This is a genomic window from Pseudovibrio exalbescens (assembly GCF_028737195.1).
GTDB lineage: Bacteria > Pseudomonadota > Alphaproteobacteria > Rhizobiales > Stappiaceae > Pseudovibrio > Pseudovibrio zosterae.
Window position 1 is genome coordinate 21,748 of the sequence record NZ_JAQZAJ010000003.1, and the last position, 17,921, is coordinate 39,668.

At 58.3% G+C, this 17,921-nt stretch carries 18 protein-coding genes; 9 read left to right on the top strand and 9 right to left on the bottom strand.

Annotated elements, in window-relative coordinates:
* Positions 1-8: 8 nt before the first annotated feature.
* The 3 genes from PUV47_RS09540 to PUV47_RS09550 are packed head-to-tail and all read right to left on the bottom strand — an operon-like array spanning position 9 to position 4,772.
* On the bottom strand, positions 9-2,819 hold the full coding sequence (locus tag PUV47_RS09540; protein ID WP_274218327.1) for a DUF4159 domain-containing protein: 2,811 nt from the start codon (positions 2,817-2,819) through the stop codon (positions 9-11).
* Entirely contained in the window at positions 2,816-3,724 is a 909-nt protein-coding gene (locus tag PUV47_RS09545; RefSeq protein WP_274218328.1) for a DUF58 domain-containing protein, read from the bottom strand. The genes PUV47_RS09540 and PUV47_RS09545 overlap by 4 nt, the downstream gene beginning before the upstream one ends.
* A gap of 34 nt (positions 3,725-3,758) precedes the next feature.
* A complete protein-coding gene (locus PUV47_RS09550) occupies positions 3,759-4,772 on the bottom strand; it encodes an AAA family ATPase (RefSeq protein WP_274218329.1) in 1,014 nt (337 codons plus the stop codon).
* A gap of 344 nt (positions 4,773-5,116) precedes the next feature.
* Between PUV47_RS09550 and PUV47_RS09555 the strand changes: the two genes are divergently transcribed.
* From PUV47_RS09555 to PUV47_RS09580, 6 genes are all read left to right on the top strand, one after another.
* Positions 5,117-5,704: a DUF1285 domain-containing protein gene (locus tag PUV47_RS09555; RefSeq protein ID WP_274218330.1), complete on the top strand. Its 588-nt coding sequence runs from the start codon at positions 5,117-5,119 to the stop codon at positions 5,702-5,704.
* Positions 5,701-6,369: a CoA pyrophosphatase gene (locus PUV47_RS09560; protein ID WP_274218331.1), complete on the top strand. Its 669-nt coding sequence runs from the start codon at positions 5,701-5,703 to the stop codon at positions 6,367-6,369. The genes PUV47_RS09555 and PUV47_RS09560 overlap by 4 nt, the downstream gene beginning before the upstream one ends.
* Positions 6,369-6,641, top strand: coding sequence for a DUF6111 family protein (locus tag PUV47_RS09565; RefSeq protein ID WP_274218332.1), 273 nt, complete (start codon positions 6,369-6,371; stop codon positions 6,639-6,641). Before PUV47_RS09560 ends, PUV47_RS09565 begins: the two co-directional genes overlap by 1 nt.
* Complete coding sequence (locus PUV47_RS09570) at positions 6,634-7,839, top strand: CCA tRNA nucleotidyltransferase (protein WP_274218333.1); 1,206 nt, start codon at positions 6,634-6,636, stop codon at positions 7,837-7,839. The genes PUV47_RS09565 and PUV47_RS09570 overlap by 8 nt, the downstream gene beginning before the upstream one ends.
* The gene (locus tag PUV47_RS09575; protein ID WP_274218334.1) at positions 7,836-8,258 is read left to right on the top strand and encodes a DUF1284 domain-containing protein; all 423 of its coding nucleotides are present in this window, start codon (positions 7,836-7,838) and stop codon (positions 8,256-8,258) included. Before PUV47_RS09570 ends, PUV47_RS09575 begins: the two co-directional genes overlap by 4 nt.
* A gap of 87 nt (positions 8,259-8,345) precedes the next feature.
* On the top strand, positions 8,346-9,380 hold the full coding sequence (locus tag PUV47_RS09580; protein WP_274218335.1) for a Tim44 domain-containing protein: 1,035 nt from the start codon (positions 8,346-8,348) through the stop codon (positions 9,378-9,380).
* Positions 9,381-9,449: 69 nt separating this feature from the next.
* Here PUV47_RS09580 and PUV47_RS09585 read toward each other — a convergent pair whose 3' ends face one another.
* The 3 genes from PUV47_RS09585 to PUV47_RS09595 form a co-directional block, all read right to left on the bottom strand.
* A complete protein-coding gene (locus tag PUV47_RS09585; protein ID WP_274218336.1) occupies positions 9,450-9,962 on the bottom strand; it encodes a hypothetical protein in 513 nt (170 codons plus the stop codon).
* 47 nt (positions 9,963-10,009) lie between these two features.
* Complete coding sequence (locus tag PUV47_RS09590) at positions 10,010-10,474, bottom strand: helix-turn-helix domain-containing protein (protein WP_274218337.1); 465 nt, start codon at positions 10,472-10,474, stop codon at positions 10,010-10,012.
* A gap of 291 nt (positions 10,475-10,765) precedes the next feature.
* The gene (locus tag PUV47_RS09595) at positions 10,766-11,194 is read right to left on the bottom strand and encodes an organic hydroperoxide resistance protein (protein ID WP_274218338.1); all 429 of its coding nucleotides are present in this window, start codon (positions 11,192-11,194) and stop codon (positions 10,766-10,768) included.
* Positions 11,195-11,353: 159 nt separating this feature from the next.
* On the opposite strand from PUV47_RS09595, the gene PUV47_RS09600 reads away from it, so the two are divergent.
* Both PUV47_RS09600 and PUV47_RS09605 read left to right on the top strand, forming a co-directional pair.
* Entirely contained in the window at positions 11,354-11,845 is a 492-nt protein-coding gene (locus tag PUV47_RS09600; protein WP_274218339.1) for a MarR family winged helix-turn-helix transcriptional regulator, read from the top strand.
* Between the two features lie 396 nt (positions 11,846-12,241).
* Positions 12,242-12,826, top strand: a complete 585-nt coding sequence (locus PUV47_RS09605) for a TetR/AcrR family transcriptional regulator (protein ID WP_274218340.1) — start codon at positions 12,242-12,244, stop codon at positions 12,824-12,826.
* Here the strand turns inward: PUV47_RS09605 and PUV47_RS09610 are convergent.
* The 3 genes from PUV47_RS09610 to PUV47_RS09620 all read right to left on the bottom strand — a co-directional run bounded on the left by PUV47_RS09610 (position 12,794) and on the right by PUV47_RS09620 (position 15,955).
* Entirely contained in the window at positions 12,794-13,306 is a 513-nt protein-coding gene (locus PUV47_RS09610) for a hypothetical protein (protein WP_274218341.1), read from the bottom strand. The two genes, PUV47_RS09605 and PUV47_RS09610, sit on opposite strands and share 33 nt — an antisense overlap.
* A gap of 163 nt (positions 13,307-13,469) precedes the next feature.
* On the bottom strand, positions 13,470-14,747 hold the full coding sequence (locus tag PUV47_RS09615; protein ID WP_274218342.1) for an adenylate/guanylate cyclase domain-containing protein: 1,278 nt from the start codon (positions 14,745-14,747) through the stop codon (positions 13,470-13,472).
* An 86-nt stretch (positions 14,748-14,833) separates the two neighbouring features.
* Positions 14,834-15,955, bottom strand: coding sequence for an AAA family ATPase (locus PUV47_RS09620; RefSeq protein WP_274218343.1), 1,122 nt, complete (start codon positions 15,953-15,955; stop codon positions 14,834-14,836).
* Positions 15,956-16,170: 215 nt separating this feature from the next.
* On the opposite strand from PUV47_RS09620, the gene fumC reads away from it, so the two are divergent.
* Positions 16,171-17,580 (top strand): class II fumarate hydratase, encoded by a 1,410-nt coding sequence (gene fumC, locus PUV47_RS09625; RefSeq protein ID WP_274218344.1) that lies wholly within the window; start codon positions 16,171-16,173, stop codon positions 17,578-17,580.
* The last annotated feature ends 341 nt before the right edge of the window (positions 17,581-17,921 follow it).

Below are 17,921 nucleotides of genomic sequence, written 5' to 3' on the forward strand. Positions count from 1 at the left end.
ATGCTCTCCTATTGTCCAAGCCGCTCAAGCAGAGCGGGAATGTGAACCTGATCGGACTTGTAGTTGCCGGTCATCACGTACATCAGAATGTTGACGCCAACGCGGAATGCCATCTCCCGTTGAGATGGGTCTGGTGGCACTGTCGGAAACAGGTAGGTGCCATCGCTGTCTATGGCCCAGGCTGAAGCCATGTCGTTGGCCGTGATCAGAATGGGGGATACACCATCACTGACGCGCACGGGACGAGAACCTGATGCGTTTGCCGGTGGTAGAGCCTCCACCCATAGCGGGCTGCCAGCATAGCGTCCCGGAAAAGTGGAGAGGATGTAGAACGTCTTGGTCAATACATGGTCCTGAGGGACCGGCTCGAGAGGCGGGACGTCGATGCTCGCCAGCATATCACGCAGCCGGGTGCGAGCGGGTGTGCCGCTAAAGCCACCCGACCCTGAGGAGAGCTGGTCACGGGTATCGATGAGTACTGTGCCGCCATTCCGCATGTATGCATCAAGCCGAGTAATGGCTTCGTCGCTTGGTGCGATCATGTCTTCATCGATGGGCCAGTAGAGGAACGGGAAGAATGCCAGTTCATCCTGCTCCAAATTGACGCCTACCGGTGCTTCCGGCTCCAGCGCTGTGCGAGCGGCAAGCACCCGGGTCAAGCCAAACAGTCCGGCCCGGCTGATTTCATCAACGGCGTCATTTCCGGTCAGCACATAGGCAAGACGCGTGTCCAGCGTGGCATCCAGTGCGAAAAAGTCTTCATCGGTTTCCTGGGCCTTTGCGTAGTCCATCGGGAATGCGGCCAAGCTGGCGGCGATCAGCAGTGCGGTTGCCGCACGATGGCCAAAGCGCTGTTGAAGGGCGCCTGACATGAAGATGCGGATGAGGGTGTCTAGCAGTGCCAGCACCAGAACTGCGGCAAACAGCGTGCCGCGCAAGTCGAGTGGTTGCTGGTCTGGGTAGGCGCGCACACTGCCCGATGGTGCGCCGCTCAGGTCAATTTGCGTGAGTGTGTCTTCAGGCTTGAGCAGATTGAGTGCCGTGAACGCACCATCAGCACCATAAAGACCCGGCTGATGGCTGCGGGTTGGGCGCAGAGCGGCAAGCGCTGTTTCTTCTACCGGCAGTGCTTCTGGCGGTGGAGTGGTCAGTTGTCCTTTCCCGTTCAGGACGCGAAACGGCGCGAGAACGGTGCTGGACCCGCTGGTTTCTGTTAGTTCAGGTGTGCCGGTGGCTTGTGCGGCGGCATTGCGTGAGATGGCTTGCAGCATCTCTACAAAGGCTCCGGAAAGCGGGAGGTTGGACCAAGTTGTATCGGCGGTGACGTGAAAAAGCACGAGCTGGCCGCGACCGCGCCGATCTGCCGTGACGAGGGGAGTGCCGTCTGAAAGCGAGGCCCAGGTCTTGTCTGGCAACTCCACCGAAGGCTGAGCGAGGACTTGGCGGCTTACGCTCACATCGCGCGGAACGGCAAGCGTCCTGAAGGGGCTCTGTTCGGAAAAACTGCCAATTGGTTGCGGCTGTTTCCAGGAAAGTGAACCGCCGAGCGTCCGGTCACCTCCTCGAAGGCGCACGGGGATCAGGCTGTCCACCTCGGCCGCCATGTTCGGACCCGCAAAACGCACCAGCGTGCCACCGTTCTCAACCCACTGGGACAAGCGTTCTTCTGCGCCGGATGGCAGGGTGCCAATATTGGCGAGCACCATCACGGTAACGCCTTTATCTATAAGGTCGTCAATGGCTTGGCGCAGGTCGCGGCTGCGAGTTCCTGGTAGGTCCGCAAAGGGGGCGAGCGCACGCGTCAGATAATAGCGCGGGGAAAGCAGGGGCTGTGCTTCTTGCGCAAGGTTGTCGGTGAGGATGCCAACTTTACGGCGTTTCCAGCGTTCATCTACCAAAAATGTGGTGCCGCTGGAGGCCTGACCAACAACATTGATCTGAGCGATATCGTTGCGCAAATCCGAGGGTAGATCAAACACGGCTTGCGCGCTTTCGGTGCCTGCGTCCAACGTGATCGGCTGCTGCGCTATGGCTCTCCCTCTTGAGTCGATGGCCATGAGGGTGTGGGCGGATGGCTCACTAGCGCTCAGCCGGGTGACGTCAATCTCCATGGATCCGGCCGAATTGCGCAGATTTTTCAGTGCGATAACTTGGGCTTCGGGCTCAAACACCACAACTTCGTCAGCGTTCAGTTGCGCGAGAGCGGAGAGGAAGGCCGCATCCCCCTCGGCTTCAAGCAGGGAGGGCAGCCATACAACAGCGCCTGCCTCGGCTTGTGTGCTTGACGTTTCGAAAAGCTTGGCGACATCTTCGCGATTGCTTGGCCAGCTGCGCGGCTCCAAGGCACGGATGTGGTCTCTGGCGCTGGTCGCGTCCGTGAGAGTTGCTTGCTGGCGCTGACCGTCGGCGCTGGCGATCACCAAGACCGGCTGGCCGTTTTCGACAGCATTGTCAATGAGAAGGTCGGCGAGGCGTTGCTGCTGGTTCCATGTGTTTGCTGCATCCCAGCCATTGTCGATGATGAGCCATAAGGGATCGGTGCCGCTGACGGCTCGTGTGAGCGGGTTCCAGACGGGACCGGCCAGCGCGAGGATAAGGAGTGCGGCCAGAAGCAAGCGCAGTAGCGTGAGCCACCATGGGCTCTTGTTGGGTGTTTCCTCTTGTTTTTCAATGTCTAACAGCAGGCGAAGCGGCGGGAAAACCGTCTGCAATGGCCGGGGTGGAGTGAGCCGCAACAGCCACCACAAAACGGGGAGAAGTACAAGACCCGCAAGCACCCAAGGGGCCGAGAAAGCGAGGGCGGGGAAGAGGCTGCTCATAGGGCGCCTCCAAAAGCACGGTTGTCTGATCCAAGGCGCGCATGCAGGAACAAAAGCGGTTCGCTTGGAGAATGATCCGTGTGATGTTCAATGTAGGACCAACCGGCACGGCGCGCTGCAGTTCTGATCTTGTCCTTGTGTTGAGCAAGAAGCCTGCGGTATTTTTCCTTCCATTCCTCGGCCCGTCCGGCCAGAAGCTTGACGCCGCTTTCCGGGTCCTCGAACTCGACCCTACCGTTGAACGGGAAGGTTTCTTCAATCGGATCAAGGATATGGACGAGATGTCCCTTTGCGCCAGCGGCGGCAACCTTGCCAATCCATGCGGAAATTTCTTCCGGCGTGTCCAGGAAGTCCGAGATGAGGATTACATCCGAAAACCGGCGAATATGCTGTGCTGAGGGGAATGCCACGGGCGCATCGTGATGCACAAGCGCGGTTGCGATCGTTTCGGACAGGCGGCGGCTTGCTGTCGGGGCAACAAGGTCTGGTACGCCCACACGTTCTCCTGCATCGCCAAGAAGATTGGCGAGTGCGAGCAGGAGCAGGAGTGCCCGGTCCTGTTTGGTGGTTTGGCTCAGTTTAGAGCGAAATTGCATGGAGGGGGACAAGTCGGACCAGAGCCACAATGTGTGGGCAGCTTCCCACTCTCGTTCGCGCACGTAAAGGTTGCTGTCGCGTGCAGAACGACGCCAGTCGATGCGTTTGACTGGCTCGCCATTGTGGAACGGCCGAAACTGCCAGAATGTTTCGCCGGGGCCCGAGCGTTTCCGGCCATGCCAACCGGCCGTCACCGTTTGAGCGAGCTTGCTGGCATCCACCAAAAGGTCGGGCAGTGTCTCGGAAAGCGCACGGGCCTTCACGGAAACTGTCATGTTTTCCAGCGAGGTGCCAGCAGTGGGCGCCATTCAATTCCTCCGGTGTGCCAGTGGCTTATATGGATCAGAGCTGTCGCTCGACAATGTTTCTGATAATGCCGGGAACCGTCTGGCCGTCCGCTCTTGCGGCAAAGGTGAGGGCCATACGGTGCTGCAAAACGGGTTCCGCCAGTGCGAACACGTCTTCAATGCTGGGGGCAAGACGGCCATCCAGCAGCGCCCGCGCCCTTACAGTGAGCATAAGTGCCTGACTGGCGCGCGGGCCGGGGCCCCATGCGATGAGGTCTGACAGCGGGTTACCCGCCTCCATCTGATCTGGCCGCGCGGCGCGCACGAGGCGCAAAATGGCTTCGATGACCGCTTCGCCCACCGGGATTTGCCGCACCAACCCCTGAATGCGCATGAGCTCTTCCGCGCTGACCACGGCAGAGACTGCGGCTTCTTCAGATCCCGTTGTCTCAAGCAAGATCCGGCGCTCGGCTTCAAGGTCAGGATAGTGAACATCTATCTGCATGAGGAAGCGGTCGAGCTGTGCTTCCGGGAGGGGATAAGTTCCCTCCTGCTCCAGCGGGTTCTGGGTCGCGAGCACATGGAACGGGCGGGGCAGGTCGTGACGGTGACCGGCGATGGTCACATGATATTCCTGCATGGACTGAAGCAACGCCGACTGGGTGCGGGGACTGGCACGGTTGATTTCATCGGCCATGAGGAGCTGAGCGAACACCGGCCCTTGAAGGAAGCGGAAGGCGCGCGAGCCGTCAGGCCCTTCCTCCATCACTTCCGACCCCAAAATATCGGAGGGCATGAGGTCTGGCGTAAACTGAATGCGCCGGGCATCCAGACCCAGCACGGTGCCAAGTGTTTCAACCAGTTTGGTCTTGGCAAGGCCAGGGACACCCACCAACAGGCCATGACCGCCTGACAGGATGGTTACGAGGGTGCGTTCCACCACACTCTCTTGCCCGAAGATAACCCGCGCAACTTCTTGGCGGGCCTTGATTATTGCCGCCATCGCCTCTTCGGAGGCCTTGACGATTTCTTCGGGATCCTGCGAGACGCCGGGGGTGTTGGTGTTCATGCGTGCTCCACGGTTTCTACTTTGCTACAAAACGGCCAGTGGGCCAAATTGACCACCCATCATATTGGGTTCAATCTGGAAGTGTTCCATGCAATTTCACGGAGATGTCAAAATTGCGGCATCTAAACAAGTGTCCAATGATTGCCTTAACATGATGAGAACGCAACGTAGTTTTCATGATGGTGATCAACCCTCGGCGCGTTTCACGATTGCAGTTTCCGCAAGAATGCATAGATTTTAAAGGGTGCTCCCGTCTCAGCTCATACTGATGACTGGTTGCAACCCACTGTACTTGCGATTTCAGAGCTTTACCATAGAGACAATCAAAGGAGGAGCGGCCAAAGATGAGCGAACTGAAAATGCCGGCAGGCCTTCAAGCCTTGATTGATCGAGCGGGAGGCGCTGATAAGTCTCTGCCACCTATTGATAAATGGGATCCACCATTTTGTGGGGATCTGGACATGCGGATCGCCAGCGATGGTCAATGGTACTATATGGGCACGCCGATTACGCGGCAGGCCTTGGTCAACCTTTTTGCCAGCGTGTTGAAGCGGGATGACGACGGAAAATACTATCTCGTAACCCCAGTTGAGAAGATTGGCCTTACGGTGGACGATGCGCCGTTTCTGGCGGTTGAGATGGACTATCAACCGGGTGAGGATGGCGAAGGCCCGCTCTTTACGTTCAGAACCAATACGGGCGATGTGATAGCGGCAGGACCTGAGCACCCCATGCGGTTTGAGAATGAAGAAGCAACAGGCGGGTTGAAGCCGTACATCCATGTGCGCGGCAAACTGGAAGCCTTGTTGGCGCGGCCGCTGCTCTATGAGTTGGCGGACCACATGATTGAGCATGACGTTGATGGTGGATCTGTTCTCGGGATTGAGAGTAATGGGGCATTCTTCCCGGCAGAACGACTGGAGGATAAGTGAGCTTGAGCCCTGCAAATCTGATGCATGCATCCCCCGGGGATAAACCTGATCTGTATTCGATAGACGGCTTTCGGCAGCGGGCGCAGCAGCGCCTAAACTCCCATGGGAACTGGGTGGGGGGCGACCATCTGCTGAACCCCGATTTCGCCTATTCAGCCGAGCAGGAACGCAAGCTGCGTGACGCGGCGGTGCTGATCCTTGCGGTGAACCATGGTCCGGATGCGCGGATCGTACTGACCCAGCGCACCGCTCACTTGCGCTCTCATGCGGGCCAGATCGCGCTGCCTGGCGGCAAGATCGACAAGGAGGATAACGGGCCCATTGCTGCGGCACTGCGCGAGGCGCAGGAAGAGGTGGGGCTGGACCCCTCCTGTGTGAACACAATCGGGCCGATGGGCACCTACATGACCGGCTCTGGCTACAAGGTGGTGCCAATCCTCGCCACAGCTTCGACGGAACTCAAACTTACTCCCAATCCGGATGAGGTTGAGGATGTGTTTGAAGTGCCGCTTTCATTTTTGATGAACCCGCAGAACCATTTGACACAATCCCGCGAGTTCGCTGGAAAACAACGCTTTTTCTACGCCATGCCCTATGAGGACCGCTACATTTGGGGGGTCACTGCAGGGATCTTACGCTGCCTTTACAACACGGTATATGCCTGATGCTTCGAGTACTTATCACCCATGGACTTTTGTTCCTTGTTCCCTTCATCGGATACGCAATCTGGCTGTATCTTGGTAAGAAGGCGAAAGAGGATCGCAAGTTCCGTGATGGCCCCATTGCCTGGCTTGCCATTTCCGGTCTAGCACTGGTGGCTGCAAGCTTCATCGTGATGGCGGCGGTGGGTTATGCCCCTCAAGGCTCTCAGTATCGCCCTGCGCAGATGATTGATGGTGTGTTCGTCCCAGGGGGATACGAAGAGCCGAATGGCTGAGTTGATTACCAAGGAATGGCTGGAAACGGATGCCATTCAACGCGTGTTTGATGTTCTGGAACAAGGCGGGGATCGCGCCCGCGTTGTTGGCGGGCCTGTGCGAAATGCCCTTTTGGGTGAACGGGTTGACGACGTTGACATAGCCTGCACCGCCCTTCCTGAGATCACCGTTCAGCGAGCTGAGGCTGCGGGCCTGAAGGCCGTTCCCACGGGCATTGACCATGGTACGGTGACCCTTGTTTGCGAGGGGATACCTTTTGAAGTGACCACTTTGCGCGAGGACGTTGAGACCAACGGGCGTCACGCAGTTGTGCACTTTGGCCGGGACTGGGCACGGGACGCTGCTCGGCGCGATTTCACCATGAATGCGCTTTACGTCGACCGGGAGGGGGTGCTTTTTGACCCCCTTGGCGGGGTTGAGGACTGCTTGAACCGGCGTGTGCGCTTTATTGGCGATGCCGTCCAGCGTATTCGCGAGGACTATCTGCGCATCCTGCGGTATTTCCGGTTTTTCGCGACCTATGGTGTGGGGGCGGCTGACCCAATTGCCATTGCGGCTTGTGCTGCTGAAAAGCAAGGTATTTCAGGGCTTTCTGCTGAACGCGTCACCAAGGAACTGAGCCGACTTTTAGAAGCGCCGAGGGCGGCTGAGGTTTTGCAGCTGATGGATGGCAACGGCATTCTTGAGTTGGCGCTGGGCGAGCCCACAAGCCTTGACCGGGTTTTGGCAGTGATGGTTGCAGAAGCGACGCTCGGCCGGCAGGGGGATAAAGACCTGCGGATGGTTGCGTTGAAAAATGAAAGGATTTGCGCTGGTTTGCGTTTTTCCGGGGTTTTCTGCAAGCGTGAGGAGCGTGCCAACGCAGCCCGCCATGCACTTGCCCGAAATGGGCTGGATGAGGTGCATCTGAAGTCGCTGATGGTAGACTTATCCCCCCAGGCGGTGTCGGATGGTATTCTTCTTTCCGCATTGGAAGTTGAGAGCCCAGAGGCACTGCGGGCACCGCTCGCCTTTGCCGAAAGCTGGGAGGTGCCGACCCTTCCACTTGCCGGTCGGGATCTGATCCAAGCCGGTCTTGCACCTGGCCCCCGGATTGGCGAGTTGTTGGCGGCGGCGAAGGAGAGCTGGACGGCCTCTGACTATCAGAAGGGGCGAGAGGTGCTGCTTGCTGAAGTGTTGGAAGCGGAGGAGCAATGACAGTTGAGCTGCGCGGTCATCACCTGTTGTGCATGCTGACCTTTGTGGGCAAGGGGTATAACCCGGCGTTCACCGCAAACTACCTGCGGATTGTTGAACGGCTGAACACGGGAGAGGACATCCGGCTGGTTGCTGGCCCCGATGACATCTGTCAGTGCCTGATTGAAACGGAAGACGAGCCGCACTGCTTCAACGACAGCGTGATTGAACGCGACGCCAGCGCCATTGAGGAGGTGCAGAAGGTTCTGGGCCGGGCTTTGCCAATGGGTGAAGCATTTTCACTTTCTGGTCCCGAGATTGCGAAGTTGCGCGCGGCCTATCAAGAGGGGCGGATGCAGCAGGCGTGTGGCGGCTGCGAGTGGCAGGAAACGTGTCGTGCCATCGCACGGCGGGGCTTTCCCGGCGCGTGTCTCCAATAAAAAACACATCTGAGATACTTTTATTCCAGCGTAGCCTGACTATATCCGAGAGTAGATCGGTTTTTGTCTTGTTACTGCAGGAAACACATGCGTTTTTTTACTAAATCTCGGCGGGTACTGAGCCTGTTGATCTTGTCAGTCGCCGTTATTTTTGTAACAGCCGAGTTCGCGGAAGCGAAACGTGGCTTCAGCTTCGGCAGCCGGGGGTCTCGCACCTATACCGCACCGAAGACGACCAACACAGCGCCGCAGACCCAGCCCTTGCAACGGTCCATGACGCCCAACAATCAGGCCACTCAGCCTGCCGGTGCAGCACAGCAGACCCGGACCCAGCAGGCCGGTGCCGCAACCCAGCAGCGTCGTGGCATGTTTGGTGGTGGCTTCATGGGCACCATGCTGGGCGGCTTGATGCTTGGCGGTCTGATTGGCATGTTGATGGGCCACGGCCTCGGCGGCTTTGCCGGTTTCATGGGCCTCTTGTTCCAGTTGCTGCTGATTGGCGGCGCGGTGTGGCTGTTGATGCGTTTCTTGCGCTCGCGCCAGCAACCGCAGGCGGCAGGTGCCGGACACGGCTATGCGCCGCACCCGAGCCAGAACTTCGAGTTCAATGACGCTGGTGGCGCACGGGCTGGCAGCTCTGTGCCCAATGCAGGTGCGCGCCCGATCCACGAGGAGCAGGGCGCACCAGCTGTAGAAAGTGCTACCCCGGCAGACGATGAAGTCGGCCTGACCGCTGATGACTTTGACCGTTTCGAAGAGATGCTGACCACGGTGTGGACCGCTTATGGCAACGAGGACTATGGTGCCATCCGTCAGCTGACCACGCCGGAAATCATGGGTTACTTCGCTGAGGAGCTGGGCCAAGCGGCGTCCAACGGCCTGATCAACGAAGTGCGCGACATCAAGTTGCTTCAGGGCGACCTTTCTGAAGCGTGGCGCGAGGGCGACCAAGACTTTGCAACGGTTGCCATGCGTTATGAGTCTATTGATGTGACCCGCGAACGTGCCACCAACAAGGTGGTTGAGGGTAACCCGGAGGTACCGGAAGAGCGCACCGAAATCTGGACGTTCGTCCGGCAAGCGGGCGAACCTTGGAAGCTATCTGCCATTCAGCAGCCATAAGCTGAAACTCAGACTGAACCCAAATTGCGACTTTAAGGCCCCGCCTCTGGTGGGGCTTTTTGTTTGTTCCTAGCGCGTTTGCTGCAACGGCGGCGGGGTCTGGTTGGTCTTGCGCGCCTGCACCAGAATTTGAATGGCTCTGCCGCTGAAGCTTCCTCCTGCGAACCCGATGAATGAGGCATACAGGGCGATGGCTAACGAGGTGGTTGCGGCGCTTGGGGCGACCGCGGAGAAAACACCGTAGCCGAAGTTGCTCCAGAACGAGAGCATGATCATGGCGAAGGTGGCCCATTCACCGGCAAGCTCCACCTTGGGGCCGTAAATGCCGCCGATCTGGCCGCGTTGCCACGAAAAGAAGACCAAGCCCCCAAGGCCGCCAAAGCCCAGAAAACTGCTCCACGCCAGTGCCGGGTGGGGGAGTGCTGCAAAGTATGCCGCAGACAGAATTCCAAGGAGCGGCAGGATCAGGAAGGACTTGATGGACGTGCAGCGGGGCTTTGTTGCTCTGATGCCGATGACGCAGAGCAGGACGAAGAGCGGCCAAACCCACAACGGGGCGCCTGTAAAAATTTGCAGAAGCATTGTGTTTTCGTGTCCTGAGTTGTGAGAGTGAACGGGGTGTTACTCTGTCAGGACGAGCTGGACACCTGGCGCTTTACCATGAAGGCGTCCCAAGCGTGGAAGGCAATTGCGATGCCCCAGCCTAGAGCGGGCCAGACAACCCAGAAGTAGTCAGGGTTGGTGACCAGATTGATGAGCGTGAGCACGGCCATCACGATCAGGTAGCGCGAAAGATGCCCTTTGAATGAGTTGACGGTTTCCTGCTGCTCGTTTTTGGCGTCATAGGCGCGCACAGCGGCCAGCATGGCGGGTGTGGGCTCTGTGTTTTCGTGGGTGTCTGGATGCGTCATGTGAGGTGTCTCCCGCAGATCGGCAAAGTTGATCTCTAATGCGGAGGCCAGGCACTTCAAGGTTTCGGTGCTTGGGTTGGCACCATTTTCAATACGCTGCAAAGTGCGGGTACTGACGCCTGCCATCTCGGCAAGCTGCTCTTGCGACAGCCCTTTTTGCTGACGTAGCTCTTTCACCTTCATTACCTCTGGCCCCCTTCGAACGCCTCGATCTTTCGCATTTGGCGGGAAAAACACCACGACACGAACCCGACACAACCCCGACAGTGGCCCGAACTTAACCCGCCTTGACGCTGACAAACAGAAAAATCTGATCGCAGGCATGCCGTAGGTTGGGCCAGCAGGGAGGTCTTTTACTTAAACAGCCAAAGGGGTCCACTCCTCCATCTGAGGGGGACGTTTATGCGGATAAGGAAACAGCGCAACTTGGGAAGCTGCGCTGCTGGGTGTTTGCGGGGCAAGAAGTGCAGGCTGTTATGCGAGGGACAGCTGGACCGCGATGTTGTTGCGGGTTGCGTTGGAATAAGGGCAGACTTCGTGCGCAGCGGCGACGACTTCTTCAGCCAGTGCCTTGTCCAGGCCCGGAAGGGCGACCTTCAGTGCAACCTCAAGACCAAAGCCGCCTTCGGAGCGAGGGCCGATGCCAACGGTCGCTTCCACATTGGCATCTGCCGGGATGGTCACGTCGGAACGCTGAGATGCGACGAATTTCATGGCCCCAATGAAACACGCGGCGTAGCCAGCTGCAAACAGCTGCTCGGGGTTGTTGCCCGCACCACCGGCTCCGCCCAGCTCCTTTGGGGTGGACAGGTTCAACTCAAGAGAACCGTCCAGAGTCTTGGCGGTGCCGTCGCGGCCACCGGTTGCAACTGCAGCGGTTTGATAAAGAACGTTCACAGACATGACTATCTCCAGCTTGGTAAAGGGTGGTGAATATCGGCAGCGATTAAATCGTTTGCGATATAAATACGGGAGACGGTGTTGCGTTGTCAATAAGAATTTGAAATAATCGTGTGCGATGTAATGGCGATGAGCGTTCCGCTCCCCCAGAAAGACGGTCGGATGTCAGAAAAGAACAAACAGCAAGGCTTGGTAACAGAAGGCTGCGAAAGCGAAGAGTTTCAGAGGCTTGCGCTTGATAGCCACCTTTGCTTTGCGATCTACAAGGCGAACCACGCCTTCAACCGCTTTTACAAGCCTCTCATGAAAGAGCTGGGCATTACCTACCCGCAGTACATCACGCTTCTTGCGCTTCTTGAGAAGGATGGCCAGCGGGTAAGCGACTTGGGCGAGACGCTGTTTCTGGAATCGAACACGCTGACACCTCTCCTCAAGCGACTTGAAGAGATGGGGCTGGTGAAGCGGAAACGGTCGGCCAAAGACGAGCGTCAGGTAATCATTAGCCTGACGGCGCAGGGCAGGGCGCTTGGGCAGGGCATCTGCGAAGTGCAACGATGCGCTGTCGATGGTCTTGAGATGAGCATGGACGATGTTCAGCACCTGGTGCGTGAGTTGAATAGGGTGCAGGAAATGCTGGTGAAAGCGGGCCGGTAGAGCGAAGGGGCAGACACTCGCCGAGGGACAGCGGCGCGAGCGCCTGATGCCATCAAGGCGGAGAATAGCGGGTCTGCATTCGTTTGAGGTTTCCTGCTTCGGGTCGCCGCAAATTGCCAGTCTATGAATGCCGCGCAGCGCTTGTTGCCTCTGCGCGCGACAAGGGCTATCTATCAATAGATAGGCTTCGGCTGCGGTGGTCTGGCTGCGGTGGTCTGGCGCCAGGTGGCGTGTCGTGTTTGGGCGTACTTGGCTTGGTCAGGTCATGGTGGCGGGGTTTTGCCGGTGCCCAGCCGGAAAGCCGCTTGTTTAAAGCATTCGTGGTTCGAGGTGTTCTGCTGGGAACAATGTGGTGGCTCTTGTCAGAGCATTGGTGGCTACCGGGAATAGTGCGAGATGGCAAAGACAGAAAAGACGACCGTGGAGCGCATTGTGGAAGCTGCTGAAAGCCGGATCCGCACCGCTGGATTTCATGGGTTTTCCTTCCGGGATGTGGCTGGTGATGTGGGCATTAAAAGCGCCAGCGTGCATCACCACTTTCCCACCAAGGATGCGCTCGGGGTTGCCGTTGCTCGCTCTTACACGGACCGGTTCCTGAGGGCTCTGGGCGATCCGGGGGATGAAAGCCGCGGGCCTGAGGCGCTTCTGGCTGCATATGCCGGGTTGTTTCGCCGTGCGCTGATGGTGGAAGGCAAGATGTGCCTTTGCGGTGTGCTGGCCGCTGAAAGCGCTGGGCTTTCTGCGCCGGTGCAGCTGGCGGCAAGAGACTTTTTCCAGCGTAATCTGGCGTGGCTGAAGGGGGTTCACAGCCGCCAGTTTCCAGGGGCTGCTGAAGACGCCATTGAAGCGGAAGCCCTGCGAACAATCGCGTTGATGGAGGGAGCCATCTTGACCGCGCGGGCCCTGGACGATGTTGGGGTGTTTGATGTGCTCACCCAAAAGGGCTCACTAGGTGGCCTTGCGGTGCTCCAAAAGGTTTAAGAGTGCAACCATGACAATGCCGTAGAGCACATGGCCAACAAGTGCGACCCATGTGATGCCGGTGAAGTTCAAGAAGAAAGGCAGGCCCGCAACCGCTGTAATGCCGCCAATTGCAAACACCCAAAGGCCGAAGCCATAGATGGCGGAGGGAAGAAACCAGTTGGTGTCGCCAAAGATCATTCGCCAGATTGGCGCGAAGATGTACATCCAGCCAATGGGATAGCCGATGAGGCCGACAAGGTAGAAATGCACGAAGTATCCAGCAAAGTCGTTGCTCGGCAAGCCAAGGGTGCTTAGCAGGCTACGCGCCAGACCGTGCGGCGACAGGTTTGCAAAGCCAAGGCCCGGACTGAGGACCTGGCCCCAAAAGTCAAAGGCGATGGTTGCAAAAAAGCCGGAGATGAACATGGCACCAAGCGTTGCGAAACTGAGGGAGGGAAGAACCCCTGCCAGCTTTCGTGGTGACGGTTTGCCAGCCATTGCGTCATTCCCCTTCTGTGCCTTGCTTTAGAAACCGCTTTGCAAGACCTGAGTGTGTTCCTCGATCTCATGGCAGGGTGGCAGCGTGACACCCAAGCCTCAAGCCTTGCTTTCCCGTAGGATCGAAGGGCCTACACCGCCATGAAAGCAGGTGTTCAAAGCACTAGTGTGGCACTTTGGGCGTGAAAATCTCCAAGGGCTGGGAAACACCTTTTACAGAATGCGGACCGAGCCCTTCCAGCTCGTAGCTCACGAGCCGGGCCACGGGTTCTGTAACCAGCAACGGTCTTTTCAAGGATTTGGTGAGACTTTCAACCCGTGAGGTGACGTTGACCGCCTTCCCGGTCACGGTGAAATCAAGACGCTGCGGGGCACCGATGTTGCCGAAGAAAACTTCTCCCGAGTGCAGGGCAATGCCGGTGCGCAGGGGACGCCACCCCGAAATGCCGGGCAGGGCTTCCTCATCATTATTGAGGGTTTCGAGGCGCTGCAGTGCGGAGTTTGCGGCTGAAAGTGCCGCCTCTGCCGCTGCGCTGTCGGTGTCGAACTGGTCGAAAGGAAATACGGCCAGCAGGCCATCGCCTATGTACTTCAGCACTTCTCCGCCATGGTCAATCACAGCCCCTGCGAGACACTCGAAGTATCGGTTCAGCACTCGCAGCATTTCGCTGTTTTCCAAACGGTCCGACAGATCTGTTGAGCCGCGCAGGTCTGAGGCCCAGATGATGGCGTTGATGGGCTCCCCCGAGCCGCGCTTGATGTTGCCAGCCAATACCTTCTGGCCTGCCGCCTCGCCCAGATAGGTGTTCATGACGTTTCGGGCGATGCGCTTGATGGCATGGCGGCCCACATGCAGGGCAAAAAGGTCCAAGAGGATGCGGATGGAGGCGAACTGGTCCTTGGTAAAGCCGCCTTCCTGATTGGTGGAAAAGGTGACGGTGTGGTGCAGCTTGCCACCCGTTTGCATGGGGAGCGCGGCATATTCCGTGTGCCCCAAATCCCTCAGTTCCCGCATTAACGGGCTGAGCTTATCTTCCGGTTGGTTTGGAAGGTACTGGTGAAACTCTTCGCCAAACTCAATGCAGCGATAGAGCGGGTTCTTGCGGTAGGAATCCGTTTGCAAAACAGCTTCTTCCACCTTGAACTCGTCGCAATAGCCTTCCCTGCGGTTCCAATGCCAGCCATAGGCATAAAGCTGCGGATGGAGCGTGCCCATGTGCAAGGTGGAGCGGATGATTGGAAAGCCTGCGCCCACAAGGCGATGCATGAAGGCGTTGTAAAGGTCCAGCAGGTCTTCCTCAAAGTTTGCCCCGTGCAGCAACCACCGTTTTAGGTCCAGTTCTGTGAGCGGCGTGAAGGCAGCTTCGTTGATCTGCTTGCGATGCATCACAAAAACGGAGGACGGATAGGTGTGGGTGATGCGGGTTTCTTGCTCTGTCATTGCCTGGTTCCATGAACGCGGTGAAGCCACCTTGTTATTTAGTCTTCTGGAGGCACTAAGAAAATGGGTGGCCTTGCAGAACAGTTTTAATCGTCGCCCACAAACTCGCCTGTAACCTTGAGGCCATCGATCTGGGTTTGGCCTTCTTCCTTGTAGATGCGGCGCGGATAGGCCCCGGCATGGGTGATGAGGTGTTCGGCGAGTTGCTCGGAGTGGGTGACAATCCAGATTTGCGCTCGCTCGGCGGCCTGCGCAATGACCTTGGCGAGTGGTTCCAGCAAGTCTGGGTGGAGGCTTGTTTCCGGTTCGTTGAGCGCCACGAAAGCAGGCAGCCGATAGGACAGCAGACCGCCAAGAAGGGCCAGATATTGAAGCGTGCCGTCCGACAGCTCTCTTGCCGGGAAGGGGCGCTGGATTTCGGGGGTCTCTAGGGAAAAGCGGCAGTCCTGACCATTGGCCTCAATAAGCAGGCGGCTACCGGGAAAGGCATCTTCCACCGCCATGTAAAGCGGGTGGGCGTCCTGCCGGATTTCCTTCAAGGTGGCGTAAACAGCTGCAAGGTCGCTGCCATTGGAGGACAAGGTGGGCGTGGTGACATTGGCGCTTGGCTGGCGCAAGGGGCTGTCCTTGTCGGTGCGGAAGCTATGGTAAAACCGCCATTCAGCCAGTGTGTGGCGAACCACATCCAGCTCCGGAAAGCGAGCGCCGTCGCGAATGTTGGCAAGGGCTGTCTCCGAGCTCAGCAGCTCGTTGTCATAGGTGACGCGCTCACCGTCGCTCGTTCGCAGGAAGACGCTTGGGCCTTTGCGCTGCATGAGGCATACAGGTCTGCGTCCCGTCAGGAGGTTCAGCTCCTCCTCCTTCACCATTGTTTCGAGGGGAAGCGCTGGATCGGAAATTGGGTTTGGAAGGCCCAGGGTGATCTTGTAGGAGAGGTCGCCCAGATCGGCGCGTAAACGGATCTGCGCCTTGTCATGAACTTTGCGGCCCCCGGCCCACATGACGCTTTCCACGCCGCCATCCTCTGACACGGCGCGGGTGATGCGACCAAGAGCAGCCTGCTGGAGAAGTTCCAGAGACTTGTAAAGATTGGTCTTTCCAGTGCCGTTCTTGCCAATGAACACGTTGAGGGCCCCCACGCGCATGAAGATGGAGCGCACTGACCGGTAGTTTTCAATGCCGATGGCGGAAACTGGAGGCATGCCCATGGAACGGATCCGCAGAAGTTGAGGACGGGAAGGGAAGAGCATACAAGCAGATGGCCACCATGCAAGGGCGAGAGACCTTCGAAAACGCTCTGTTCACGGTAAGGTCAGTCTGCAGGCATTGATTGGCGGATTTGGCGTGCTTACCTCGTAATAGTCACTAGGATTTCGTTTGGGCGGCTTCAGTGGCCGCCTGCCGTTTTCAAGAGGAGTTCGTCATGAGTCTGCTGTCCACTGCTGCCGTAACCCGCACTGAAACTGACAGTTTTGGTCCTTTGGAGGTGCCAGTGGACAAGTATTGGGGCGCGCAGACAGCCCGTTCCTTGAACAACTTTCCCATTGGGATCGAAAAAATGCCGGTGCCATTGGTGCATGCGCTGGGCGTGGTGAAGCTGGCCGCCGCTGCCATCAACGAACAAGAGGGGCGGCTGGAGCCAAGGCTTGCAGGCGCGATCAAGCAGGCGGCGCAGGAAGTGGCCAGCGGGCGCTGGGACGAGCACTTTCCACTTTCCGTGTGGCAGACGGGCTCTGGAACTCAGTCCAACATGAACGCCAATGAGGTGATCGCCAACCGGGCGATTGAGATTCTCGGCGGGGAGGTTGGTTCCAAGAACCCCGTGCACCCCAACGACCATGTGAATTTGGGTCAGTCTTCAAACGACACATTTCCGACCGCCATGCACATTGCTGCGGCAGTGGAAATCAACACCAAGCTGCTGCCTGCCCTGCGCCATTTGGAGGAGGCCCTTCAGGCCAAGGTGGAGGCGTTTGCGGACATCGTGAAGATTGGCCGGACGCACACACAGGACGCAACCCCATTGACACTTGGGCAGGAGTTTTCCGGTTATGTGGCGCAGCTTCGCCTATCGCGCGAGCGGCTGGAGCAGGCGCTGGTGGGGCTTTATCGGCTGGCGCAAGGCGGCACTGCGGTGGGAACGGGCATCAACTCCACGCCCGAGTTTGCCGCAAGCTTTGCCGCGAAGGTCGCAGAGGTGACGGGGCTTCCCTTCAAGACGGCGGAGAACAAGTTTGAGGCGCTGGCGACCCACGACGCCCTTGTGTTTGCCCATGGTGCGCTGAACACCCTGGCGGTTTCCCTGATGAAAATTGCCAATGACATCCGCTTTCTCGGGTCCGGTCCGCGTTCCGGCTTGGGCGAGATTTCTCTGCCTGAAAACGAACCGGGGTCGTCCATCATGCCCGGCAAGGTGAACCCCACTCAGGCGGAGGCACTGACCATGGTCTGCGCCAAGGTGATGGGCAATGAGACCACGGTGACGGTGGCCGGTGCGACCGGGCATTTTGAACTTAACGTGTTCAAGCCGGTGATTGCGGAGAGCGTGCTGCAATCCATTCAGCTGATGAGTGATGCCATGGTGAGCTTTGCCGACCGCTGTGTGGTGGGCATCAAGGCCAACAAGGACCGCATCGAGGAGCTGGTGGAACGCTCGCTCATGCTGGTGACGGCGCTTGCGCCCAAGATCGGCTATGACAAGGCAACCGAAATCGCCAAGGCCGCGCACAAGAACCACACCACCTTGCGTGAGGAGGCCCTGCGGCTTGGCTATGTGACAGCGGATGAGTTTGACCTGATCGTTCGTCCGGAACTGATGGTGATGCCGAGATAGGCCCTATGGTCGGCGTTCAATGCGGGACAGGGGCACGCTGGTGCGTGCCCGTTTTGCGCTGGATCCCGGATCTGCGTTTTGCTTTCGCGTCACTTGTCCGGGATGACGCGAGTGGGGTGAGAACTTCTCAACACCATCCGCAGCTGTAGGGGAGGGTCAGGCGCCGGTTTCGCGGTGGTCACCTTGCAGGTGCGTGCTCCTTTTGCGCTGGATCCCGGATCTGCGTTTCGCTTTCGCGTCACTTGTCCGGGATGACGCGAGTGGGTGGGAACTTCTAAACACCATCCGCGGCTGTAGGGGGGGGTGGTCGCAGGTTTCGCGGTGGTCACCTTGCAGGTGCG

Excerpts from the sequence above, each read along its gene's own strand:
- PUV47_RS09595 (WP_274218338.1), bottom strand. The coding sequence starts at position 11,194 with ATGTCTGTGAACGTTCTTTATCAAACCGCTGCAGTTGCAACCGGTGGC.
- PUV47_RS09540 (WP_274218327.1), bottom strand. The coding sequence starts at position 2,819 with ATGAGCAGCCTCTTCCCCGCCCTCGCTTTCTCGGCCCCTTGGGTGCTT.
- PUV47_RS09605 (WP_274218340.1), top strand. The coding sequence starts at position 12,242 with ATGGCAAAGACAGAAAAGACGACCGTGGAGCGCATTGTGGAAGCTGCT.
- PUV47_RS09600 (WP_274218339.1), top strand. The coding sequence starts at position 11,354 with ATGTCAGAAAAGAACAAACAGCAAGGCTTGGTAACAGAAGGCTGCGAA.
- PUV47_RS09590 (WP_274218337.1), bottom strand. The coding sequence starts at position 10,474 with ATGAAGGTGAAAGAGCTACGTCAGCAAAAAGGGCTGTCGCAAGAGCAG.
- PUV47_RS09580 (WP_274218335.1), top strand. The coding sequence starts at position 8,346 with ATGCGTTTTTTTACTAAATCTCGGCGGGTACTGAGCCTGTTGATCTTG.
- PUV47_RS09615 (WP_274218342.1), bottom strand. The coding sequence starts at position 14,747 with ATGACAGAGCAAGAAACCCGCATCACCCACACCTATCCGTCCTCCGTT.
- PUV47_RS09550 (WP_274218329.1), bottom strand. The coding sequence starts at position 4,772 with ATGAACACCAACACCCCCGGCGTCTCGCAGGATCCCGAAGAAATCGTC.
- PUV47_RS09575 (WP_274218334.1), top strand. The coding sequence starts at position 7,836 with ATGACAGTTGAGCTGCGCGGTCATCACCTGTTGTGCATGCTGACCTTT.
- PUV47_RS09565 (WP_274218332.1), top strand. The coding sequence starts at position 6,369 with ATGCTTCGAGTACTTATCACCCATGGACTTTTGTTCCTTGTTCCCTTC.
- PUV47_RS09545 (WP_274218328.1), bottom strand. The coding sequence starts at position 3,724 with ATGGCGCCCACTGCTGGCACCTCGCTGGAAAACATGACAGTTTCCGTG.
- PUV47_RS09585 (WP_274218336.1), bottom strand. The coding sequence starts at position 9,962 with ATGCTTCTGCAAATTTTTACAGGCGCCCCGTTGTGGGTTTGGCCGCTC.
- PUV47_RS09555 (WP_274218330.1), top strand. The coding sequence starts at position 5,117 with ATGAGCGAACTGAAAATGCCGGCAGGCCTTCAAGCCTTGATTGATCGA.
- PUV47_RS09610 (WP_274218341.1), bottom strand. The coding sequence starts at position 13,306 with ATGGCTGGCAAACCGTCACCACGAAAGCTGGCAGGGGTTCTTCCCTCC.
- PUV47_RS09620 (WP_274218343.1), bottom strand. The coding sequence starts at position 15,955 with ATGGGCATGCCTCCAGTTTCCGCCATCGGCATTGAAAACTACCGGTCA.
- fumC (WP_274218344.1), top strand. The coding sequence starts at position 16,171 with ATGAGTCTGCTGTCCACTGCTGCCGTAACCCGCACTGAAACTGACAGT.
- PUV47_RS09570 (WP_274218333.1), top strand. The coding sequence starts at position 6,634 with ATGGCTGAGTTGATTACCAAGGAATGGCTGGAAACGGATGCCATTCAA.